Below are 22,734 nucleotides of genomic sequence, written 5' to 3' on the forward strand. Positions count from 1 at the left end.
TTCTATCACGGCACTTTGTCCAGCACCACAGCACACCTATGTCTTTTGATACAGGAAACGCTTCCAAGGAACTTTGGAAAACTTGGTTCTAATGCCCTCTATGTGCCCTAAGACCTTGCCAGTCAAGGCAAATTAAAGTATCCTAATTATAAAGTTGTAACAAACGGTTTTAAATTTAAAGAGATAAAACAGGAGGTTACCATTACCGATGTCTAAGAAGATTAATTTTGACTACACAAAAGCTCTTTCGTTTTTTAACCAACAAGAAATCGACAACCTTTCCGCCCCAGTTAAGCTAGCACACGAACAGTTGCATAACAAAACTGGTGTAGGCTCTGACTACCTTGGATGGATCGATCTGCCGACAGCTTACGATAAGGAAGAATTCGCTCGCATTCAACAAGCTGCTAAGAAGATCCAAAGCGATTCCGAGGTACTGATTGTAATTGGTATCGGAGGTTCTTATCTGGGAGCACGCGCAGCTATTGAGGCGCTATCGCATTCTTTCTACAATAACCTTTCTAAAGATAAACGCAAGACTCCAGAAGTTTATTTCGCTGGTAATAACATTAGCTCTACATACATCACGCATCTGCTTGATCTAGTAGAAGGCAAAGACTTCTCCGTGAACGTAATCTCCAAATCAGGAACTACTACTGAGCCAGCGATTGCTTTCCGCATTTTCCGCGCTGCTCTGGAGAAGAAATACGGCAAGGAAGTTGCTCGTAAACGCATTTACGCTACTACAGACAAGGAAAAAGGTGCCCTTAAGAAATTGGCAACTGAAGAAGGTTATGAATCCTTCATCATTCCAGACGATGTTGGCGGACGTTACTCCGTATTGACACCTGTAGGCTTGCTGCCAATTGCTGTAGCTGGCATTAACATTGAAGAAATGATGCAAGGTGCTGCTGCCGCTGCGGATGAGTTCAACAATCCAGATGTAGCTACTAACCAAGCTTATCAATATGCTGCAGTTCGTAACGCTCTATACCGTAAAGGTAAAACAACTGAAATCCTCGTCAACTATGAGCCTTCCTTACACTTTGTATCTGAGTGGTGGAAACAATTGTTTGGCGAAAGTGAAGGTAAGGACTTCAAAGGAATTTATCCTTCTTCCGTTGATTTCTCCACAGATCTACACTCCATGGGTCAATTTATCCAAGAAGGTAACCGCAACATTTTTGAAACGGTTATCCAAGTAGATCAAGTAGCTCATCATGTTACGATTGAGAATGATCCGGATGATCTGGACGGCTTGAACTTCTTAACAGGTAAGACTATGGATTTCGTGAATAAGAAAGCTTTCCAAGGTACAATGCTTGCACATACAGATGGTCAAGTACCTAACCTTATCGTTACTATTCCTGATCAAACACCATACACCTTTGGATATTTGGTGTACTTCTTTGAAAAAGCCTGCGGTATCAGCGGATACTTGCTCGGTGTTAACCCATTTGACCAACCAGGCGTAGAAGCATACAAGAAAAACATGTTCGCATTGCTTGGCAAACCAGGTTACGAAAAAGAAAAAGCAGAGCTGGAAGCAAGACTTACTGAATAGTATTGCAGTAGGTTTTACAATGGCTATTAATCACAGAACATTCATACTAATGTAAGTCACCAGGAGCAGTCCATAGGTAATCCAATACCGGGACTGCTCCTGACATTATATGAAGACATCATATGTAAATAAGGACTGGAATAATTATGTTAGAACAATATCAAACGGTCCGCTCTTCCGGCTCAAAGGAAGTTGTGATCCGTAAATCCCGTTTCATTGGTCATGTTATGCCAGTGGAGAATGAAGAAGAAGCTTTGTTGTTTATCGAGGACATCAAGAAGAAACATTGGAACGCAACGCATAACTGTTCTGCTTATGTGATTGGGGAGAGAGACGAAATCCAGAGGCAATCGGACGACGGGGAGCCGAGTGGGACAGCCGGCAAACCGATTTTGGAAGTAATCCGCAATCAGGGAGTTAAAAATGTCGCAATCGTAGTTACCCGTTATTTCGGAGGCATTATGCTGGGTGCCGGTGGGCTGATTAGAGCTTATACGGATGGAGCAGTGCTTGCGCTTGAAGCAGGAGAAGTAATCACCCGTGTACTGAGACGAGAGGTATTCGTAGAGATCGAGTACACTTGGCTGGGCAAGGTTGAGAACGAACTTCGAGGAAGAGGGATTCAGACTGGCGAGACTTTGTTCACCGACAAAGTAACGTTGTTATGTTTGCCGCGAAATGATGAGGGTGAGACTTTTATGGCATGGATAACAGATCTAACCCAAGGGCAAGCCCTGATAACAGAAGGGCGGCGGATTTACTACAGCGAAGGGGATTAGTATATGGCAAGGAGAGCAGTGGAGCAGGAGTTGTCGAGGGAAAGGATTCTAGAGGCCGCTAGGCATCTGTTTATAACCAAAGGGTATCGGGCGATTTCAATGCGAAGTATTGGTCAGCATTTGGGATATAGCCACGGCTCTCTCTATTATCATTTCAAGGAAAAGGCGGAGTTGTTCTACGCTATTGTTGTAGAGGATTTTAATCATGTGGCTGCTTTACTCAGTCAAGTGATGAATAAACCGCCTGAAGAAGGAATGACAAGGGTAGAACAGCTGATTATGGAATTTATTAGATTTGGAATAGATCATCCCTATCAATATGAAATTATGTTCATGATTCGCGATGAGGAATTGCTAGCTTATTGTAGAGCAGAACAGGGACGATGTTTTGATTTATTCTCAAGTATTGTGCGCCGTCATATGAAGGAAGAGGGATATGTGTCTGAGGACTGGCAGAATGTGCCGTTGACAATGTTCTTGTCTGCACACGGATTTATTTCTTATTATATCCAGGATAAAGTATCGTTTGACGATGTGAAAGAGGCAGCGTTAGCTCATATAAAGGTTTTATGTCGCAGCCTTTAAAATGCTGTTTTTTTTATAGATCTTCACTTTAAAGCTGTGCATTGGTATAACACTGCTTCTCTGCTTGATGAAAGTATTACTAGACTCTAGTTATAGTCTAAATGGCCGCTCCGCAGCGATAACGGAAGCGGCCATTTGTATGTTTATTATCCCTCTACTATTTTTAAGAAACATTGCCGGCGTCTAGGTCCATCGAACTCACAGAAATAAATACCTTGCCAACGACCGAGAATTAATTCACCTTCGTGGATGATCAGGGTCTGGGAAGGCCCGGTAGTAATAGATTTAAGATGAGAGGCAGTATTGCCTTCCTCATGCCGATACTTCGGATGCTCCCAAGGGTAGACCTCATCCAAACGCATCAGAACATCATGCTTCACATCAGGATCTGCATTTTCATTAATAGCAATACCAGCAGTGGTATGAGGACAATAAACTACAATCAATCCGTCTTGAACTCCACTTTTTTTCACATAAGAAATGACTTCCCGAGTAATATCACGTAATTCATCCCGCTTTGTAGTAGTGATCTCCAGAGTATGCAACATAATCAATCCCCTTCCAGTGAGGTGCCATTTTTTAGTGTACCTTTGATACATATATTTTAACCTAAATTCACTTGAAAGTAATTGACGGCGGTGAGAAGGATTTGGTAAAGTAGTAATAATATAAAACCAAGTATATAAATAGGAATAATTAATGAGGATTTTGGTTAGTATACCGACCGGTTATCCGGAGGTGGGAGGGCAAAAATCATTGAATTCGCTGCTTAGACACAAAGGCTGGACTTGGGGTTTCCGAACTACAATTTTGCTCTATTTTGTAGTATTGATCGTGTTGCCCATACTCGGGGTCTATTACAACTCTTTTTCTCTTGGTTTTGGCAATTTTGTGGAAAGCGTCAGCGATCCAATTGCTTGGAAGTCGGTGCTGCTAACCTTAAAGCTGGCGATTTTCGCCACTTTAATTAATGTTTTGTTAGGAACTATGATTGCTTGGGTCCTTATTCGTTATCAATTTGCTGGTAAAGCGCTGCTAAACAGTCTGGTCGATTTACCTTTTGCACTACCAACAGCTGTCGGAGGTTTGATGATTCTACTGCTGCTTGGACCAGGTAGCCTTATCGGCAAAGCAGCTGAGGCACTTGGATTTGAAATTGTTTTTCATCAACCGGCTATCGTAATTGCTATGGTGTTCGTGACGTTTCCATTCGTGATTCGAGCGGTTCAGCCCTTGCTGGAGGAATTGGACCCATCCGAAGAGGAAGCAGCATATACAATGGGTGCCAAGGGGGCAAGGGTATTCTGGCAAGTTATTCTTCCATCAATGGCGCCTGGGATGATCAGTGGTGGGATGCTCGCATTTTCAAGGGCGCTTGCGGAATTTGGTGCAGTGGTACTCGTCGCAGGTAATATTCCGGGCCGTACGCTTGTATCTTCTGTTTTTATTTTTGGTGAAGTTGAAAGTGATAATCCGGTCTCCGCCGCTGCGGTTTCTGTTATTCTCTTGACCTTATCCTTTCTCATTCTTTGGCTGATTAATATGCTGCAGATGCGGGGGAGACGCTCATGAGGAAATTATGGATTGCTCTTACTTATTTAGTGTTTTTTCTGCTCATTGCTGCTCCATTAGGAAAAATGGCTATCGGTGCTTTTAGTGAAGGATTTGGTGGTTTCTGGAATGCTCTGACTAGGCCCGAAGCGCTGCATGCGCTCATGATGACTGGGCTTGTTGTGATAGTAGTTACGTTATTAAATACATTGTTCGGTATTATGATGGCTCTGTATCTTGTTCGGGCGAACTGGATCGGCAAGCGTCTAAAAGGATTATTGAACAGTATTGTGGATTTGCCTTACGCGGTATCCCCTGTAATCGGAGGATTGATGATTGTCCTGTTGCTGGGTCCCGATAGTACCTTGGGAGCGATTTTTGAGGGGATTGGACTAAAGATCGTTTATGCGATTCCCGGGATGATCATTGCCACTTTATTTGTTACCTTTCCTTTAATGGTGCGTGAGGTTATGCCGGTGCTTCAGGAGATTGGTTCACAGCAGGAGGAAGCGGCTTCGACATTGGGCGCTCGTAGCTGGACTATTTTTTGGAAGGTAACTTGGCCTTCGATTCGTTGGGCGGTTGTGTATGGTGTCATTCTTACGGTGGCACGTTCACTTGGAGAGTTCGGCGCGGTACTTGTGGTTTCGGGGAACATTATGAACAAAACTCAGACGGCGACAACTTTAGTCTATCAGGATGTTGAGAATTTTAATGTGACGGCTGCTGGAGGAATAGCGCTAGTTCTGGCTGCATTTTCCGCAGGTCTGCTGCTGTTGATGGAATGGACCAAGAGAAGAAAGGAAGTGCAGTAATATGCATGTAGAAGTGCGGGGGTTAAACAAGCATTTTGGAGATTTTCATGCGGTCAAGGACGTCAATTTCACCATTACAAAAGGTCACCTGATTGGATTGCTCGGCCCAAGTGGAGGCGGGAAAACCTCAATTCTACGTATGCTGGCGGGACTGGAGTCACCGGATACCGGAGAGATTATTTTTCATGGTCAGACGGTGAACAATCTTCCTCCTCAAGAACGTGGGATCGGCTTCGTCTTCCAGAACTATGCACTCTTCAAACATATGACTGTATTTGATAATATCGCTTTTGGCTTAAAGGTTAAAAAGGCTAACAAAACAGCTATCCGCGATCGCGTTATGGAACTTGTGGAGCTTACAGGGTTAAAAGGGTTCGAGAAACGTTATCCGCATCAGCTATCAGGGGGACAACGTCAGCGTGTGGCTTTTGCACGTGCGCTTGCGCCTGAACCACAGCTGCTGCTTTTAGATGAACCTTTTGCCGCTATTGATGCGAAGATCCGCCAGGAGCTGCGCGCTTGGCTGCGTGAACTGATCGAGCGTGTAGGTATCACCTCTATTTTCGTAACCCATGACCAAGATGAAGCGATTGAAGTAGCGGATGAAATTATGATCATTAATCAAGGACGTTTGGAACAAAAGGGTACCCCGTGGGATATTTACAAGGAACCCAAAACACCGTTCGTGGCAACATTTATCGGCGAATCTACGCTGATTGAGAACGCTTCTGAGGTTAAAGGCTTTACAGGTGCGGGGGACGGCAAGCCTACCAAAGCGCTGATTCGTCCTGAATACATTGAAGTGGGTAATCTGCATGAGTTCAAGATGGCTTCTGCCACGGAAAAAGGTGTTGTGAAACATCTGCATTTCCGCGGCAGCGAATGGCTCGTTGAGGTTGAAGTAAATGGCCACAAGCTGGTCACCTACCGTTCGTTGGAGAAAGAAACCTTGCAGCCGGGTCAGGAAATCTCAGTACTGGTACATCGGGCTTATCTGTTTAATGATGAGCGCAGCTGGATCCAGGAGAACAACCTGAAAGAAGATCCAATGCCGATTTTTATTTAAAAATCATTACCTCGAAGGATGTGGGCCGCAATGAATGTCAAAAGGAGCAGACAACTGCACGGATGTTTTGCTGCCCTAATGCTGGCCATACTCACGCTGACAGCAGTCGGTTGCGGGAATGAGAAGGCAGCTACGACGATGGCAGAGCCTTCGAAGCAAGGGGATGTTACGCTGGTAATTGGCGCATACAGTGTGGCTAAGGATGCGATGCAGGATATTTTGCCGTTATTTGCTGCCAAGTGGAAGGCGGATACGGGTCAGGATATTAATTTTCAGGAGTCTTATGAGGCTTCAGGGACACAGGCGCGAGCGATTGTAGGTGGATTTGAAGCGGATGTGACGCTGCTAGCCATGGAAGGTGATGTCGAGAAGCTAGTTAAGGCTGGACTCGTAGCGCCAACATGGAAAGAGCAGGGTGAACAAGGCATGGTAACACGTTCAGTAGTAGCTCTTGGTACCCGCGAAGGAAATCCCAAAGGCATTCGCGATTTTGCGGACTTAGCCAAGCCAGGGATTAAAGTGTTATATCCAAACCCGAAGACCTCTGGTGGTGCGCAATGGGATATCAACGCGATCTATGGGGCTGGTCTGAAGCTGTCAGAGGAGCAGGAAGGGGCAAAGGATCCAGCAGCAGCCAAAGCTTTTTTGGAAAGCATCCATGCCAATGTAGAGTCTCTGGATAAGAGTGGCCGCGCTTCTATGGCAGCCTTCGAGTATGGAGTGGGGGATGTAATTGTCACCTATGAGAATGAACTGCTGGCCCGGATTGCTCAGGGTGTTAAATACGAAGTCATTATTCCTAAAAATACAATTCTGATTGAGAATCCGGCGGCTGTTGTAGAGAAATATGCGGATGAGCATGGGACACGCATAGCATCAGAAGCACTGGTTGATTTTTTGATATCCCCACAGGCACAAGAGATCTTTGCAAAATATGGCTTTCGTCCCGTGGATAAACAAGTCTATGCTGAGCACAAAAGCGATTACCCTGATCCGGCGGGCCTCTTTGATATTAACTATTTAGGAGGCTGGGATGAGGTGCGAAGCTCACTTTATTCCAAGCGTGGAATTTGGTATCAGGTACTTGCCGGAATATAAGGTAGAGGTATAACAAAAGAGTCATCCCAGCAGTTCATCTGTGGTGGGGATGGCTTTTTTTGGTGGGTCTCTTTAAGATAGAGAGAGGGTAATTTAGATTTATTACTTCGTTGAAGAGAACCTGAAGGAGAGATAGCAGATGGATACGTTGGTGTTTTTGGGTACAGGGGATGCCATGGGGGTTCCTCGGGTATATTGCAGTTGTGAGACCTGTACAGAGGCAAGGGAACAGGGTAAAAATATTCGCCTGCGCTCTTCTGTACTTATAGATAATGGCAGTGACTTTTTAGTGATCGATTGTGGGCCTGACTGGCGGCGTCAGATGGAGGCGCAGGGAGTACGGAATATGCGCAGACTGCTGGTGACACACGCTCATTTTGATCATATTGGTGGGCTGCCGGAATGGGCGGATTCTTGCCGCTGGATGGGATATAAGGGCCAGCTCTATGCCCCAGCAGAAGTGATCCCGATAATAGAGCGGCAATATCCATGGCTGCGCAATCAGATCGAGATGATTCCTTGTGATGAAGGCATAGAGCTAGACGGCTGGACAATTGATACCTGGAAAGTGAACCATGGCAAGAATGGATACTCGTATGCTTTTCGTCTGGAGAAGGAGGGCTATGTATGGGTGTATTGTCCAGATTCCATTTCTCTTGGAGCTGAAGAGACACGCCTGATGCATGGAGCTGACTTGCTGGTATTAGGTACAAGCTTCTATTACGAAGCAGCGGAGTTATCGACTCGTTCTGTATACGATATGACGGAAGCAGCGGAGCTGCTGCAAACTGTGAAGCCTCAAAAGGCAATCTATACCCATATGTCGCATGATGTGGATATGAGAAAATCATATATTTTACCGGAAAATGTTACGCTGGCCGAGACGGGGATGAGAATACCCTTAGGATCTTCGGAGATCAGCTGAAATTTAGATAAAAAGAAAACTCCCTTTTGCTGGAAGGAAGTTTTCAAGATCCTATTTAAACCTGTTATATTCCGCCTTGTTGAATATGTTTAATGAACTCTTCAAGCCAATAAATGGAGTGGTCCGCTTTAGTTGAGATATTCACTAAATCAAAAAGGGACATCATTCGGGCAACTTCAGCCTGTTGATGTTCCTTTTGTGATTTCTATTGCATTCAGTATTCAGATCCCGATATATACTATATAATCAAAAAGCATATCGTATTATTTTTACATATTTAGAATAATTATCATCGCCAGAGGAGGAGTACGAAGTGGCTGACTCCAAGGATCAAATCCTGCTTGATTTTCCCGAGAGTTTTGAAACAGAGAGGCTGCTCATTCGTGCCCCTTTATGGGGAGATGGAGTTAGCATGAATGAGGCTATCCGTGAAAGTATAGATGAATTGAGACCTTGGATGGCTTTTGCTCAAGTAATACCCACATTAGAAGAATCAGAGAAAGTTACTAGAGAAGGCAGACTGGAGTTTCTAAAAAGGGATAAGCTACATATGCGTATTTTTAGAAGGGATACGGAGGGTTTTATCGGCTGCATTAGCCTGCATCATCTAAACTGGGAACTCCGCAATTTTGAGATTGGTTATTGGATCCGGAGCGCCTGTGCAGGCAAAGGATATATGACAGAAGCCGTAAATGGAATCACCAATTTTTCCATACGGGAATTAGGGGCGAATCGTCTCGAAATCTTTTGTAGTGCACGAAATATCAAAAGTGCCGCGGTAGCCGAACGTGCGGGTTTTACACTGGAGGGGATCCTGCGCAGTGCGAATCTTGGGTATGACGGGGAACGGCATGACAGTAAGGTGTTCGCTAAGGTTAGAGGTATAGAATTTTAAGTGAGAGGGCTGGTTCTTTGAAGCAGAAAGGCGTATTTTCAAGATTAAGTACATATATGTTAAGGCACAAGCTCTTATATACGATTTTATTATTTACGACTTTATTTGGAATTGTTCTGGATTTAACGATTGCTTGGCTGCTCTCAGTAATTACGGATGCTGCGGTTAGACTCGATGTGAAAGCTTTTAAAGGGCTGGTTATTTTCGGATTAATCTACTTATTAGTGAGTGCAATTAATGGTTTCATCGATCGATATCTCAAAAATAAAATCGCAGCTAAGATCAGAAATGAGCTGCGGTTGGATATGATGCGGCATGCCTTAGCTCTTCCTCAGTCTTATTTTGACCGTAATCATTCCGGGGATTTATTGTCCCGCTTTACTAATGATAATCAATCTGTTGGTAATGCTACAGGCGAGGTAATGATTGATCTAATCCGTAACCCTTTACTAGCCCTCGCGGCATTTGGTTATTTGCTCTATATTAACTGGCTACTGGCATTGATCTGTTTTTCAATGGGGCCTTTGATGTTCCTTACGGGAAAAATCTTTGGTTCAGCGATGCGTGAGAACAGTGTGAAGATTCAGACTAATATGAGCAAGATTACTTCCTTTTTACATGACATTCTAGGCAGTAGTATGGTGTTTAAATCCTTTAGCATTGAACGCAGACTAATGAAGCAGTATCAGGAGCATAGTGAGAATATTACTTCTGAAGAATTGAAGCGGGGAAGAATTGAGGGAGCTACTGGCTCATTCTCCTCTTTTTTGGGAAACTTTACGTTTCTTCTGGCGCTGGTCGTGGCTGGTTATTTTGTGGCAAAAGGATCACTTGAGGTCGGTGCGATGATTGCTTTCATCCAGCTCATGAATTATTTAGTGATGCCGTTCTCTTCACTGCCGGGACTGATCAATTCGATGCAGCAATCACTTGGGGCGGCGGGACGGATCTTTGAGGTGTTGGATAGCCCGGTGGAGGTTGAGACCCTTCCAGAAGTGGAGACTAAGCAACCAGAATTTGAGAGTATGGTTATGTCGTCGATCTCTTTCTCGTATCCGGGAGCAGAGAGACAAAGTATAAACAAGATTAGCTTAGAGCTTCAAAAAGGAACCCAGATGGCGGTTGTGGGACCGAGTGGTGGAGGTAAATCTACGCTTTTCAAACTATTGCTGGGATTGTATGAACCCGATGAAGGCGAAGTAATAATCAATGGGCAGCGGATCAACGAGATGAGTCTGGCTAAGCTTAGAAGTTATTTTTCCTATGTGCCGCAAGAGGCAGGTCTTTATACAGGAAGCATTCGTGATAATATCCGGAATGGAAATCCAGAGGCGGATGAGCAAGAAATTCTGGAAGCTTTGCGAAAAGCGAATGCCTATGATTTTGTAATGGAATTGCCTGAGGGACTGGATACTGATATTGGTGAGGAAGGCTCACGACTGTCCGGGGGACAACGTCAGCGGCTTTCCATTGCAAGAGCAATTCTGAGAAACGCTCCTATTCTACTGTTGGATGAAGCTACTGCTGCACTTGACAATGAATCAGAAAAACTGGTGCAGCAGGCCATTCGTAAACTAATGGGAGACAAAACTACACTCGTTATCGCGCACCGTTTATCTACGATTCAGAACGCTGATATCATTCTCGTGATGGAGAATGGTGAAATTGTGGAGAGTGGAACGCATGATGTACTGCTTGCTGCTGAAGGAAGATATAATGATTTGTACTATTCTCAGCTAGAGCAGGAAGAAGAGAGTGGAATGGGACCCGAGAAAGTGGAATTAGCTTCTACAGGAGTTTGAGTTTTGGAATAAAAAAGGGTGCAGCAACGTCATGAAATATGGCGTTGCTGCACCCTTTTGCTTAAGGAAGTTTAGTTCACTTTATTAAGAATGAATTTATCAATCGCATATTTCACGCCATCGTCATTGTTGCTTAAGGTCACGAAATCAGCAATTTCTTTCAGAGCAGGAATAGCATTCTCCATAGCGACGCCAAGTCCGGCAGCTTCCAGCATCTCATGGTCGTTCCAAGAATCACCTACAGCGATGGTCTCGGAAAGATCACAGCCGTAATGTTTGGCTAGGAATTCAAGTGCAATGCCCTTGGTTCCTTCATGATGCATGATTTCCAGGAAGTGTGGTTTGGATTTGGTAATATGCACGGAATCACCAAGCAATTCATGCAGGATTGGAGCCAGTTCATCCAAGAAATCAGGATCATCGATAATTAGCATTTTTGGTGTTTTTTGCGGGACAAGCTTTTCCCAGTCAGGCTCAATAAAATATTGCGTTTTATTCAAGTCCGTATAGTCTTTGATCTTTTGGTTGTCTTCACGGGCATATAGCTTGTCGTCAATGTAAGTTTGCAGATGCAGATTATGCTCCACGCAGTAAGTGAACAGCTTGCGGACTGCATCTTGCGGGACGTAACGCTCATACAGTACTTTTTCATCGAGCAAGTTCTTAACGAGTGCACCCTGGTAAGTAATGATAGGTACGTTTAGTCCAGTTTGACGGGCAATGGCTTGAGCGGAAGCGTAAGCACGGCCTGTAGCAAGGGTTACAACAACACCTGCGGCAACAGCCTCTTCAAGCGCAGTTTGGGTAGCAGGTGTTACTTCCTTGTCGTCATTAATCAGAGTGTCATCAATATCAATCGCGATCAATTTGTACATTTGTCTCTCTCCTTATCTCTTTCTAAATAGATGTAATTTGGAAAAATAACTCTTCTTATGTTGATTCTGACCCGGTTCCGGGCTCAGCTCTGCCATAAGCATAGCCCCCAGAATACAACTACAACCGAGCAGAGCGGACAACCCGAGTGTTTCCCCGCCAAAGGCTAAGCCCGTCAGAACGGCAAATACCGGTTCTGTGGCATAAATAATGGCTACCCGTGATGGGGTAGTATATTTCTGACAGGCGGTTTGAATCCAGAAGGCAAAAGCGCTGGTTGGCCCGATGGAGATCAGCAGAGCCCAAAGCACATCTGGGTCCTTAATCAGCTCCCCGCTGTGGGCGAGCGGTGTTGCCCCTTCAAAAATAAGCGAGGCAGCAATACTGAACAGCCCAACGAAAGCAAGCTGCAGAGTAGCTAGCGGCAACGCCGGATAATGAGGTGCATAAACGCCAGTATAGGCTACCTGTAACGCAAAAGCTATGGCACACAGAAGAATCAAGGCATCGCCTTTATTCAAGGATAATGCAGAGCCCGTGAAGGTCAACAGATAAAGCCCGATTGCGGCGAGTGCCGCACTGAACCAAGTGTATCGTGAAATCGCATGCTTCAATAGGGCAAGAGACAGAAAGGGAACTAGGACAACCGATAGCCCGGTAATAAAGCCGGTATTAGAGGTTGTTGTATATAGAAGTCCCATCGTCTGAAAGCCATAGCCCATAAACAAAAAAAGGCCAAGCAGCAGAGAATCGCGTACCATGCGGAAACTAAGCTGTTTCCAATCCTTGCGGTAAAAAATAACTGTGATTAGAGCCAGCAACAGGGCAGCGCCCATAAAGCGGATACTATTAAACGCGAGCGGTGGCAACACCTTGACAGCATTTTGTACAATCAGAAAGGTACATCCCCACATCATCGCCACTAACAGCAGGCTAAAATCGGCTATACGGGAACGCTTCACTACTTAGGTCATCCTTTCTTCAGCAGCTGCCGTCTCTATGTAGACGACAAGGTCAAGTTGTCCAAATTGTATCGTATATTCATGGGGAGGACAAGATAGAAATCGCGTAAAGGCTTATATACTAAGCGATTTCAGCGTTTTATGTAGACAAAAAAACCGGGTCTTGATATACTTCGATAACCGCACATTTGTTCTTGTTTTTGCATCTTAGAAAGGAGCGGTTTCACTATGATGGGCAGATCCCATTTAATTATCAGCACCGGGGTTACCCTATCTGTTATGAGTTTGATGGCCCATGAGATTACAATCCCGGTTATTGCCGTCGCCGCATTAAGCTCGCTCCTGCCAGACATTGATGAACCGAATTCGTTACTGGTACGCAAGGCGATTCCTGACTTTCTGCTCAGGGTACTACAGGTTGCTTTAATAGGAGCAGCGATTTATCTTTATTTTGCAGGAATCGTTGAAAGCCCTTGGAATATTGTACTGGCCCTACTTGTGGGGAGTGTGACTTTCCTGCCGGGAAGAAAGCTGCGGCATCTGGTGATGGTACTAATCGCTACTGCGGTATTTGCATACGGAGGGGCATATGACCCTTGGAACTACATAGTAGCTTGTATACTCGTAGTTACATCACTTGTCCCGCATCGTGGATTGACTCATACCTTATATGCTGTTGCAGGCTGGAGCACTTTATTGTATTTTGCTTCATCGGGTATACAGGATGGTGGCAGTCTATGGATTGCAGGCGGCATGTCTTATGCGCTTCATCTATTAGCCGACTCTCTCACCCAAAGGGGAATTACGCCCCTGCCGCCCATTCCATTTAAGCTGCGTCTAAAGCTAATGAGTACAGGCACGAAAAAAGGTGGAGCTGTAGAGAATGTTTTTATCCTGCTGACACTCGCCCTAGTTGTATATGTATTTATACTTTCTCCTTGAGATTTACGGATATGAAGCACATAATGAATTACCGCTAGAACACACAGGAGGCGGCTGTTATGCGGGGGGATTCCTTAGTGAAGTGGTTTGGAAGATTGCAGATTCGTAATAAAATTATCCTTATTTTTATACCGTTGATCATTTTTCCATTGCTTGCTTTAGGCTTGCTCTCAGGACAGATGTTCAGCCGTTCGATGATCGAAAAGGCTAAGTACAATTTTAAAGATGAATCTAAGCTCATCATGCAGCAAATAGATACGATTGTAAAAAATACGGAGAGTAGTGCCAACATTATAACTACCGACATCCATCGGATGTATGCTGAACGTCCGTTGTTATCCTCGACAGTGGAGCAGACGCGGTTTCGCAATTTAATGCAGAGCCAGCTTTCTATCGATCTGATTATTTTTCCGGATGTCGATTCTGCTGTGTTTGTGGATACGGAAGGCCAGATTTATTCCTCTTACGCCTACGGTAATTCTAACGAGCAGAAGGTATTCACCAGCGATATGCTGGAGAAGGCTAAAGAAAAAGGCAGCTACGGAGTCAACCGTTGGCTTCCTATGGAACAGAGAGATTATCTGGTTAGTGATCCGGCAGTTCCGGTGCTCACACTAAGTAAAGTCGTGTACAATCTTAAAACGGGCAACCTAATAGGTACATTATTTGTGAACGTAAAAGAAGATGCTCTCTCTGCTTTTCTGGAAACCGCTAGAGAAACCTCTTCGGACAAAAAATATTTTATAGTGGACGGAACGCAAAGGACCGTGTCTACACCTGATAAATCAAAGCTTCTACTGAAGCCTGAGGACAGACTGAACGGCAGTCTTAGGAAGACGGGAAGCTCTGTCTCGGAAATTATCGGCAGGGGGAGCGGGCGAGAGCTGGTCACTGTGACGTATTATGATAAGCTGAATTGGAAGCTTGTGAATACCATTTCGCTGCAAAAGTTAACCGCTGATATTCATCGCAATATAACGTTAACTATATTCGTGGGAATAGGATGCCTGTTACTGTCTCTGCTGCTTGCAGGAAAGCTGTCACAGATTATCGTAAATCCGCTTCTTCAGGTGACGAAGGCGATGCGTAAAGTAAGGGAAGGCGATCTGAATGTCACCTCACCAGTGACTACAGAGGATGAGACGGGGCTGATCTCCACCGTATTCAATTCCATGGTTGGTCGTATCCAGGAGCTGATGCGGACGATTACGAACGAACAAGTCCGGAAACGTGAATATGAACTAGCTCTGATTCATGCCCAGATTAAACCACATTTTCTGTACAACACACTGGATACGATTTATGTACTCAACGATTTGGAGCTTAATGAAGCAGCTCGGGATACGACCAAGGCACTGGCAGACTTCTATCGGGTTGTTCTTAGCAAAGGAAACGAGGTTATTCCACTGTCCGAGGAAGTATCAAATGCAGCTGATTATTTGGCTATTATGCAGGTTCGCAACCCCGACGTATTACGTTACGAGATTAATATCCCGAAATCTCTCGAAGGAGTCAAGGTACCCAAATTGTCCCTACAGCCACTCATAGAGAATGCAATCTACCATGGATTAAAAACAAAGGGTAGTCAGGGGCTTATCTCAATAGAGGCTTATACACACGGAAGAGAAGTTATCATTACCGTGGAGGATAACGGTGTTGGCATGTCCGAGGAGCAGGTGTCCCGGATTGTAGAATACCGCTCACGAGAAGGAAAACCGGCATCCATTGGCATTTACAGCGTTCATGAACGGATTAAGCTGTATTTTGGAGAACCATATGGCCTATCGGTGGAAAGTAGACTGGGAAAGGGTACTGTTATGAAAATGACGATTCCCGGAACGGAAGTGCAGGGGGGCAGCATAGATGTATAAAGTGATGGTTGTAGATGACGAGCCGCTGTTTCGTTATTATATGCGGACCAAGCTGGATTGGAGTAAATATGATTTCAGTGTCTGTGGTGAAGCGTCAAATGGCAGAGAAGCGCTGGAAGAAGCGGAACGGACGAAACCTGATTTGGCTTTAGTGGACATTAGCATGCCCTATATGGACGGTATGGAGCTGGTTACCCGGTTACAGGCCAATGCTCCTGATATGCTGATTGTTTTTGTAACAGGGCACAATGAATTTGATTATGCGCAAAAAGCGATTCGCTTAGGTGTACAAGATTATTTATTGAAACCGTTTAACCAGCAAGAGTTTAACGAGATGATGATCAAGGTGAAGCAGCGCCTTCAGTCACATAAAATAGGTGCACGCAAAGCTGGTAAGCCGGAAATAATTGCAGAAGGGACGGCTTCTAGTAAGCTCTTTCCACTCCAAATGGACGAGCAGAATTCCTCTGAAGGGATAGAGGAGTTCTCCTTTCCATCCAAAGAAATCACTCATCTTGGAATTCAGGATGCCATGCTGATGGCGTTAAAGATGGGGGATGGCGATGCAGCGGCGAAGGACATAAGCAAATTAATTGAGATTCTACGACGCCAGAGAGGGGGAGGCAGCTATTCCTTTACTCTTTTAATGAGTATAGTATCCCTTTGCCTTGCCTATGCTGGAGAAAGAGGGATCAATCCGGAAAGTTTCTGGAAACCAGCAGGTTCATCAGAGCAGCGGCTACGGGAGATGGATAACTGGGATGAGACTGAAAGCTGGATAAAAGGCTTGTACAGTAAAGTCATTGATCAAGGTCGTGAGCACCGCCCCTCTAAGTCGTACAATTTATTCATTGCCGCCAAAGAGTACATCCGGGAGCATTATTCCGATTGTGAGCTGACAGTTGACCAGGTGGCGAATGGCGTGTATGTAGATACCAGCTATTTACGGAAGGTTTTTCGAAAAGAAGGTGGAATCTCTGTACTTGATTTCATTACCTATACTCGTATGAAGCAGGCCAAGGAACTGCTTGCTGGAGGAAATGTGAGACTGTCTGAAATCGCCGGTAAAGTGGGCTATAATGATCCGAATTATTTCAGTAAATGCTTTAAAAAACACTATGGCATGCCGCCGTCTGAATTTGAGCAGCTGGCTGCCCGTTCCCGCCATATTGGCGTTAATAATGAAATTTAATAAACAAATTTGGTGGCGGCTCTCTGGTGAGGCCGCTTTCATTTTGTCCTGTTTATTACCGATTGTGCCCGATATGGCTCTTTTTGGGTCTTCAAGGCTCAAATATAATAGAAACAGGACGATGAAAACGCTAACAAATAGCGGATTCAACTAGCTCCACTAAATAGAGCATCAGAAAGGGGATTCATTATGAGCAACAAGCTATTCAGAACACTGGGGGTTGCAACCGTTTTATCCTTAGCTTTCTCACTTACAGCCTGTGGTGGTAACAATGCCGGAAACGGTGGTTCAACCTCTGAAGATTCCAATACGACCGCTGGGAACACCGATAAGAAAATTCAAATAAAAATTTATGCACAGCATTTTGACGAAGATACTTCAAAGCCATTTGATTATGCCGTAGAGGAATTGAAAAAGGAAATGCCGGAGGTGGAGATTGTACTGGATGAGGCTGTTCAAGATGGCTACCAGAAGCTGAAAACATATGCCGCGACTGGGAACATGCCGGATATTTATGAAACAGACTGGCCTACACTGCAAACCTTCGCCAAATCTAAAAATGTCGAGCTGCTTGATGAATACCAAGCCACCAAAGATTTCAAAGCGAATCTAAACACAGGGAATGAGTCCCGTCTGATTGCCCCAGACGGTCATGTATACGCATTTCCATATACGGGAATCGAATTCCAAATGTTGTTTTACAACAAGGATATCTTTAAAGAGGTAGGCATCGAGATGCCGATCAAGACGATCGATCAGCTGGCTGAAGCGGCTAAGAAGCTTTCTACAGCAGGGTATACACCGCTCTCAATTTTCGCGAAGGAGAAATGGATCACTACTTCTTTTTATAGCGGACTTGTGACTCGTGAGGAGACGAAAGGGTTTGGCCCACTCGAAACGAAGGGAACGACAACATTGCCTTCGCCTTATGTAACAGCAGCAGAACAAATGAAGAAGCTGGAAGAAGCAGGCTTGTTCGACGTCAATGCTACGAATACCAATTATGATCAAGCTTCATCTTTGTTCTACCAAGGAAAAGCTGGCATGTTCGTCAACGGTCAGTGGGAAATCTACAGCAGTGCTGAGAAGCTTGGGGATAAAGTGGATTGGATGTACTGGCCAGCTAAGGACGAAGCGACTTATGAGAACAACAAAATGTACATTAACGGTGCAGGAGGTCCTGGTGGCTTTGCCGTTTCTCCTAGCAGCAAGAATGTTGAGACCGCAGTGAAAGTAGCTAGTTTTATCGCACAAAAATATAGCGAATACAAATATACACAGCTGGGTAGCCCGATCGTAGCGACTAAAGTGGATAAAGAAATGACCGGTGAAGTGCCTGCCATGATGAAAAGAATCGCTGAAGAAGTGCTGCCAAACGTGAAGGGTTACGCCAATGCGGTAAGCAGTGTTCAAATTAAAAATGCACTGGACGACAATACACAAAATATGTTGATCGAAGGATTCTCGGCTAAGCAGTTCACGGATAACATGAACCGAGTGCTGAACAAAGAAAATAAATAATTAGAGAAATAAAATAAATAAAAATTGGTCCATGCCCTGCAGCTCACCCGGATCGAGCCCTTATATCGGGTGAGCAGCTTGGTAAGGAAGGAGTGGAATCTTACCGCATGCATAAATACTTAGGTAATAAGAAAGCCATAATGCTGTTTCTGCTTCCCGCTCTGTTGATTTATAGCGTAGTGATTATCTATCCGGTGCTTCAATCCTTTTATCGTAGCTTTTTCGAGTGGGACGGGCTCAGTACGGCTACTTTTAACGGATTGTCCAACTATGTAGAGATGTTTGATGATCCATTGCTTTTGACATCCCTTCGTAACGGCCTTATTTTTGCACTGGTGCTCGCTGTATTTCAGATCGGATTGGGAACCATTCTTGCGCTTGCCTGTGCCGATCCGCGAATCAAAGGGCGTAAGTTATTGAAAACAGCTTATTTTATCCCCGTAGTTCTGTCGGTTACGGTTGTTTGTCAGCTATGGATTGCCATCTACGATCCGAATAACGGATTGATCAATAGGCTTTTTGAAATTTTGCATATTCCTTATCAACAAAACTGGCTCACTTCTCCAACCACATCCATAATTGCGATTGCCTTTGTTAATGCCTGGCAGTTCATGGGTTACCAGTTCAGTCTTTTATATGCGGGGGTTAAATCTGTCCCTGAGCAGTACATGGAAGCTGCCACGATTGACGGTTGCTCCAAGTGGATGGCGCATCGTAAGGTGACGATTCCAATGATGAAGGAGACGTTCAAATTCTGTCTGATCATTGCCATTACTTCAGGAATCGGTGCTTTTGTACAAATGTTGATTATGACTAACGGCGGACCGGGAACGAGCAACTATACGCTTACCTTTATGATTTATCGTTATGCTTTCTTGGAAAGCAACTACGGCTATGCCTGTGCGGTATCGGTTGTGCTTGTCCTTCTGTCGCTTCTGGCCACCATTATTATCAACAAGACATTTGACCGAAATGAAGCATAAGGCAGTACGCCGGAAAGGAAAAGGAACGTTATGAAAAAAGTGAGAGCATTGCTCATACAGCTTCCCTTATGGATTTATTTTATCATTTCCATCTATCCGCTATTATGGATGATTTCTTATTCTCTGAAAAATAACGATGAGATTTTTGTCACCAACCCTTTCGGATTTCCGACTAATTTCCGGATTGAAAACTATGTGGCCGCTTGGTCACAGTTCAATATACCGCGATATTTTACGAATAGCTTGGTAGTCTCTACGATTTCAACGCTACTTATTATCATATTATCGCTGATGTTCTCATTCGCAATTTCCCGGCTGCGGTGGAGATTCCGTGAAGGGGTCAGATTGTATATGACGATCGGAATGTTCATGCCGCTGCAGGTAATTATGATTCCACTTGCTATACTCGTGCGGGACTTACATCTGACTAATACCTACGGTGGGCTGATTGTTCCTTATGTCGCCATTGGATTGCCGTTCTCTTGTCTGGTATTCTACGGCTTTATGAAGGGTATTCCTGGGGAGCTGGAGGAATCCGCTTGTATGGACGGCGCGAATGTATACCGGATGTTTCTGCAGATTATTGTGCCGGTTGTAACGCCAGCTGTCGCAACAGTAGCCATTTTTCAATTTCTGAACAACTGGAATGAATTTTTGCTGGCTTATATTCTGATCTCTGATGAGGGGATGAAAACACTGCCGCTGGGTCTATTGTTCTTCCAAGGCCAATACAGCACAGACTGGGGTGGCATGGGGGCGGTTATGACGATGGCGAGTCTGCCAATGGTTATTGTCTATTTGTTCTTTAGTGAGCAGGTAGAACGGGCTATGACAGTTGGATCTGCTGTAAAAGGATAAAGCGAAGAGTATTAATTCATGCAAAAGAGGACTTCTGGCGAATGCGCAGGAGTCCTCTTTTTGATTCAAATCATGACCAGTGAATTCATCCTATTCCTCTAGGAAGACCAATCCGATAAAATCCTCCGGCTCAATACGGCCGAAATAATGCTTCAAATCGAGATCAGCTAATGCTTCTCTAACCTCAGCCTCGTCATAACGTTTGCCACGAAGTGCATTTTCAACATCTACTACGTCACCGACTCCGAAGAAGTCACCATAGATTTTGATGTCTTTAATGAGGGAATCTTCAATATCCATCCGAATATCAATAATTCCGGCAGGGAATTTGCGCGTGTGTTTAACGTTGCTTTTTGGTGACAGACCGTAGTTCCAGTCCCAGTTCTGGTAGTGCTCCTTGGAGATCTCATTAATTTTGTCCCAGTCGGCTTGTTGCAGCTTGTACTGAGGAACCTCCGAAGGATCCATACCAAAGATCGAACGCAGCAGGCCGGCGCGGAACTCCTCGATCGTCATATCTGTACCCAGCAGTTCTTTGATATTCGCTACACGACTGCGTACGGATTTGGTGCTCTTTGATTTAAACTTCTCTGGATTCACTTTTAGAGAGGCTTGTACATCATCTAAATTAAGATTGAACATCAAGGTACCATGGCTGAACATACGTCCGCGTGTGGAGAACTGAGCGTTACCGGAAATCTTTTGCTCACCAACTTGCAGATCATTTCGTCCGCTTAGCTCGGCGTTAACACCCATGCTTTGCAGGTAATCGATGACCGGTTGGGTAAATTTCAAAAAGTTATGAAAGGATTGGCCGTCATCCTTGGTAATAAAGCTGAAGTTCAAATTTCCAAGATCGTGATAAACAGCTCCACCGCCGGATAGACGACGTACGACCTGAATATTATTATCTTTTACATACTCTTGGTTAATTTCTTCGATAGTATTCTGGTGTTTCCCTATGATGATGGATGGGCTGTTGATATAAAAAAGCAGGTAACTCTCGTCCATCGGCAAGTGCTTCAGCGCATATTCCTCAATCGCCAAATTGATGGATGCGTCAGTAATCCCTGTGTTATCAATAAAAAGCATAGTGAATTCCTCCGTCGCAGCAAAATTGATTACAACTTTCATTTTAAACCAAAAGCGGTTTTTTAACAAAAGAGATCACATTGTTGAGATTCATGTCGGTTTGAGGGAAGCGGGGGATTTAGCTGATTCCTTCTGCGAAAGCATTGACGTTCTTCCGGCAAAGAGGCAATAATGGTGGCAATGACATACATATCGTGCTAGAGAAAGTAGATAGAGGGAGTGTAAATATGCTTGAAAAATATGGCCATGGCGGTGATTTGCTGACGGCAGCGGAGCTCTATGGGGAAGCTGGAGGCACATTTCTCGACTATAGTGCTAACATCAATCCGGTCGGTCCTCCACCGCAAGTTTTGGAGCTGCTCAGAACAGCACTGTCAACGGTGGTAGCATATCCGGATCCTGGACACCGACGCTTCAAACGCCTACTGGCGGAAAATCTTGGCGTAGATAATAGCTGGTTAACTGTGGGCAACGGAGCAGCGGAATCTATGGCTTTGCTGCTGCTGGCGATAGCTCCGCAAAAGGTTGGCATCGTGGAGCCTTGTTTCTCTGAGTATCGGCAGCTTTCCGTACAATTTGGCGCTGAAGTATTATCGGTTCAGGGGACAAGGGAACAGCATTTTCGCGCTGGAGTGGAGGAAATTGTCGGGCTGTTGGAACAGGTGGAGCTGTTATTTCTCGGACAGCCGAATAATCCCAATGGCGTTCAGTATGCTGTGGAGGAACTGCGCTTGTTAGCGCAGAAGGCTGAAAGCTGCGGGACTTATTTGGCTGTGGATGAAGCTTTTATTGACTTTATCCCGGAGTCAGAGCGAAATACACTCCTGCCGGAGCTGGAGCGGTTTCCGCATACGGTTCTGGTGCGGTCGATGACGAAGTTTTATGCGATTCCCGGCTTGCGTCTCGGGTTTGCGATTTCACACCCGAAGCTGGCGAAGGCGATGAGCGGAAAGCAGGTCACCTGGAGTGTGAACGGCTTGGCGCTACTCGCAGGGGAAGCCTGCCTTACAAGTGGACGTGACTATGAACAGCGCACGCGTGAGCTTATTACAGCAGAACGCGAAAAACTGCGGCAAGGTCTTATGCAGCTGGGCTGCGATGTCCCACCAGGAGAAGCCAACTTTCTGCTCTGTGGCTTGCCATCACCGTGGAGCGCGGCTGAGTTTCAGACTAGGCTTGGCCGCGTAGGTATACTAGTGCGCAGCTGCGCTATGTATGCAGGGTTAGGAGCTGAGCATATTCGAGTTGCCGTTAAGGGACATGAGGATAATGCCCGCCTTTTGCTGCAGATGGCGGAGATTCTAGCGACTAAGTGACAGGTGCATGTAGTCTTTAATGACTCTATGTGCGGAGCGAGCTG

Annotated in this window: 21 protein-coding genes; 17 read left to right on the plus strand and 4 right to left on the minus strand. The window is 45.0% G+C overall.

From position 1 onward, the window contains the following. Positions 1-208 precede the first annotated feature (208 nt). The 3 genes from NST40_RS05890 to NST40_RS05900 all read left to right on the plus strand — a co-directional run bounded on the left by NST40_RS05890 (position 209) and on the right by NST40_RS05900 (position 2,928). Positions 209-1,564, plus strand: a complete 1,356-nt coding sequence (locus NST40_RS05890) for a glucose-6-phosphate isomerase (RefSeq protein ID WP_076277701.1) — start codon at positions 209-211, stop codon at positions 1,562-1,564. Between the two features lie 146 nt (positions 1,565-1,710). Next, on the plus strand, positions 1,711-2,343 hold the full coding sequence (locus NST40_RS05895; protein ID WP_076128170.1) for a YigZ family protein: 633 nt from the start codon (positions 1,711-1,713) through the stop codon (positions 2,341-2,343). Between the two features lie 3 nt (positions 2,344-2,346). Further along, on the plus strand, positions 2,347-2,928 hold the full coding sequence (locus NST40_RS05900; RefSeq protein ID WP_036681739.1) for a TetR/AcrR family transcriptional regulator: 582 nt from the start codon (positions 2,347-2,349) through the stop codon (positions 2,926-2,928). Between the two features lie 146 nt (positions 2,929-3,074). Here the strand turns inward: NST40_RS05900 and NST40_RS05905 are convergent, their stop codons facing one another. Continuing rightward, positions 3,075-3,476 (minus strand): secondary thiamine-phosphate synthase enzyme YjbQ, encoded by a 402-nt coding sequence (locus NST40_RS05905; protein ID WP_076128168.1) that lies wholly within the window; start codon positions 3,474-3,476, stop codon positions 3,075-3,077. 208 nt (positions 3,477-3,684) lie between these two features. Here NST40_RS05905 and cysT point away from each other — a divergent pair, with 208 nt between their 5' ends. From cysT to NST40_RS05940, 7 genes are all read left to right on the plus strand, one after another. Continuing rightward, on the plus strand, positions 3,685-4,500 hold the full coding sequence (cysT, locus tag NST40_RS05910; protein WP_076128166.1) for a sulfate ABC transporter permease subunit CysT: 816 nt from the start codon (positions 3,685-3,687) through the stop codon (positions 4,498-4,500). Next, the gene (locus tag NST40_RS05915; protein ID WP_076104839.1) at positions 4,497-5,294 is read left to right on the plus strand and encodes a sulfate ABC transporter permease subunit; all 798 of its coding nucleotides are present in this window, start codon (positions 4,497-4,499) and stop codon (positions 5,292-5,294) included. The genes cysT and NST40_RS05915 overlap by 4 nt, the downstream gene beginning before the upstream one ends. Position 5,295: 1 nt before the next feature. Next, complete coding sequence (gene cysA, locus NST40_RS05920; RefSeq protein WP_076104838.1) at positions 5,296-6,360, plus strand: sulfate ABC transporter ATP-binding protein; 1,065 nt, start codon at positions 5,296-5,298, stop codon at positions 6,358-6,360. A 30-nt stretch (positions 6,361-6,390) separates the two neighbouring features. Continuing rightward, on the plus strand, positions 6,391-7,458 hold the full coding sequence (locus NST40_RS05925) for a sulfate ABC transporter substrate-binding protein (protein WP_076277702.1): 1,068 nt from the start codon (positions 6,391-6,393) through the stop codon (positions 7,456-7,458). A gap of 139 nt (positions 7,459-7,597) precedes the next feature. Continuing rightward, a complete protein-coding gene (locus tag NST40_RS05930; RefSeq protein WP_076185771.1) occupies positions 7,598-8,383 on the plus strand; it encodes an MBL fold metallo-hydrolase in 786 nt (261 codons plus the stop codon). A 313-nt stretch (positions 8,384-8,696) separates the two neighbouring features. After that, positions 8,697-9,278, plus strand: coding sequence for a GNAT family N-acetyltransferase (locus NST40_RS05935; RefSeq protein WP_342410501.1), 582 nt, complete (start codon positions 8,697-8,699; stop codon positions 9,276-9,278). A 17-nt stretch (positions 9,279-9,295) separates the two neighbouring features. After that, positions 9,296-11,080: an ABC transporter ATP-binding protein gene (locus tag NST40_RS05940; RefSeq protein WP_342410502.1), complete on the plus strand. Its 1,785-nt coding sequence runs from the start codon at positions 9,296-9,298 to the stop codon at positions 11,078-11,080. Positions 11,081-11,151: 71 nt separating this feature from the next. On the opposite strand, the gene NST40_RS05945 is transcribed toward NST40_RS05940, so the two are convergent. After that, positions 11,152-11,955, minus strand: coding sequence for a Cof-type HAD-IIB family hydrolase (locus NST40_RS05945; RefSeq protein ID WP_036681768.1), 804 nt, complete (start codon positions 11,953-11,955; stop codon positions 11,152-11,154). A 12-nt stretch (positions 11,956-11,967) separates the two neighbouring features. Beyond that, entirely contained in the window at positions 11,968-12,915 is a 948-nt protein-coding gene (locus NST40_RS05950; RefSeq protein WP_076277704.1) for a DMT family transporter, read from the minus strand. 228 nt (positions 12,916-13,143) lie between these two features. On the opposite strand from NST40_RS05950, the gene NST40_RS05955 reads away from it, so the two are divergent. From NST40_RS05955 to NST40_RS05980, 6 genes are all read left to right on the plus strand, one after another. Further along, positions 13,144-13,857 (plus strand): metal-dependent hydrolase, encoded by a 714-nt coding sequence (locus tag NST40_RS05955; protein WP_076128159.1) that lies wholly within the window; start codon positions 13,144-13,146, stop codon positions 13,855-13,857. Between the two features lie 59 nt (positions 13,858-13,916). After that, a complete protein-coding gene (locus tag NST40_RS05960; protein ID WP_342410503.1) occupies positions 13,917-15,728 on the plus strand; it encodes a sensor histidine kinase in 1,812 nt (603 codons plus the stop codon). Continuing rightward, the gene (locus tag NST40_RS05965; protein ID WP_076185759.1) at positions 15,721-16,920 is read left to right on the plus strand and encodes a response regulator; all 1,200 of its coding nucleotides are present in this window, start codon (positions 15,721-15,723) and stop codon (positions 16,918-16,920) included. The genes NST40_RS05960 and NST40_RS05965 overlap by 8 nt, the downstream gene beginning before the upstream one ends. A 189-nt stretch (positions 16,921-17,109) precedes the next feature. Continuing rightward, the gene (locus NST40_RS05970; protein WP_076128153.1) at positions 17,110-18,441 is read left to right on the plus strand and encodes an extracellular solute-binding protein; all 1,332 of its coding nucleotides are present in this window, start codon (positions 17,110-17,112) and stop codon (positions 18,439-18,441) included. Between the two features lie 107 nt (positions 18,442-18,548). Continuing rightward, positions 18,549-19,424: a sugar ABC transporter permease gene (locus NST40_RS05975; RefSeq protein ID WP_038569153.1), complete on the plus strand. Its 876-nt coding sequence runs from the start codon at positions 18,549-18,551 to the stop codon at positions 19,422-19,424. Positions 19,425-19,454: 30 nt separating this feature from the next. Continuing rightward, a complete protein-coding gene (locus NST40_RS05980) occupies positions 19,455-20,282 on the plus strand; it encodes a carbohydrate ABC transporter permease (protein ID WP_036681776.1) in 828 nt (275 codons plus the stop codon). A gap of 90 nt (positions 20,283-20,372) precedes the next feature. Here NST40_RS05980 and NST40_RS05985 read toward each other — a convergent pair whose 3' ends face one another. Beyond that, positions 20,373-21,374, minus strand: coding sequence for a lipoate--protein ligase (locus NST40_RS05985; protein ID WP_076128152.1), 1,002 nt, complete (start codon positions 21,372-21,374; stop codon positions 20,373-20,375). A gap of 227 nt (positions 21,375-21,601) precedes the next feature. Between NST40_RS05985 and NST40_RS05990 the strand changes: the two genes are divergently transcribed. Further along, positions 21,602-22,690, plus strand: a complete 1,089-nt coding sequence (locus NST40_RS05990) for a threonine-phosphate decarboxylase (RefSeq protein WP_076277707.1) — start codon at positions 21,602-21,604, stop codon at positions 22,688-22,690. Positions 22,691-22,734 lie beyond the last annotated feature (44 nt).

The sequence above is a fragment of the Paenibacillus sp. FSL R10-2778 genome (assembly GCF_038593035.1).
GTDB classification, from domain to species: domain Bacteria; phylum Bacillota; class Bacilli; order Paenibacillales; family Paenibacillaceae; genus Paenibacillus_AQ; species Paenibacillus_AQ odorifer.

Bases quoted from the DNA above. Each gene is read 5' to 3' on its own strand.
- NST40_RS05990 (WP_076277707.1), top strand. From the start codon at position 21,602: ATGCTTGAAAAATATGGCCATGGCGGTGATTTGCTGACGGCAGCGGAG.
- NST40_RS05980 (WP_036681776.1), top strand. From the start codon at position 19,455: ATGAAAAAAGTGAGAGCATTGCTCATACAGCTTCCCTTATGGATTTAT.
- NST40_RS05890 (WP_076277701.1), top strand. From the start codon at position 209: ATGTCTAAGAAGATTAATTTTGACTACACAAAAGCTCTTTCGTTTTTT.
- NST40_RS05970 (WP_076128153.1), top strand. From the start codon at position 17,110: ATGAGCAACAAGCTATTCAGAACACTGGGGGTTGCAACCGTTTTATCC.
- NST40_RS05915 (WP_076104839.1), top strand. From the start codon at position 4,497: ATGAGGAAATTATGGATTGCTCTTACTTATTTAGTGTTTTTTCTGCTC.
- NST40_RS05985 (WP_076128152.1), bottom strand. From the start codon at position 21,374: ATGCTTTTTATTGATAACACAGGGATTACTGACGCATCCATCAATTTG.
- cysA (WP_076104838.1), top strand. From the start codon at position 5,296: ATGCATGTAGAAGTGCGGGGGTTAAACAAGCATTTTGGAGATTTTCAT.
- NST40_RS05905 (WP_076128168.1), bottom strand. From the start codon at position 3,476: ATGTTGCATACTCTGGAGATCACTACTACAAAGCGGGATGAATTACGT.
- NST40_RS05955 (WP_076128159.1), top strand. From the start codon at position 13,144: ATGATGGGCAGATCCCATTTAATTATCAGCACCGGGGTTACCCTATCT.
- NST40_RS05925 (WP_076277702.1), top strand. From the start codon at position 6,391: ATGAATGTCAAAAGGAGCAGACAACTGCACGGATGTTTTGCTGCCCTA.
- NST40_RS05965 (WP_076185759.1), top strand. From the start codon at position 15,721: ATGTATAAAGTGATGGTTGTAGATGACGAGCCGCTGTTTCGTTATTAT.
- NST40_RS05975 (WP_038569153.1), top strand. From the start codon at position 18,549: ATGCATAAATACTTAGGTAATAAGAAAGCCATAATGCTGTTTCTGCTT.
- NST40_RS05895 (WP_076128170.1), top strand. From the start codon at position 1,711: ATGTTAGAACAATATCAAACGGTCCGCTCTTCCGGCTCAAAGGAAGTT.
- NST40_RS05900 (WP_036681739.1), top strand. From the start codon at position 2,347: ATGGCAAGGAGAGCAGTGGAGCAGGAGTTGTCGAGGGAAAGGATTCTA.
- NST40_RS05930 (WP_076185771.1), top strand. From the start codon at position 7,598: ATGGATACGTTGGTGTTTTTGGGTACAGGGGATGCCATGGGGGTTCCT.
- NST40_RS05945 (WP_036681768.1), bottom strand. From the start codon at position 11,955: ATGTACAAATTGATCGCGATTGATATTGATGACACTCTGATTAATGAC.
- NST40_RS05960 (WP_342410503.1), top strand. From the start codon at position 13,917: ATGCGGGGGGATTCCTTAGTGAAGTGGTTTGGAAGATTGCAGATTCGT.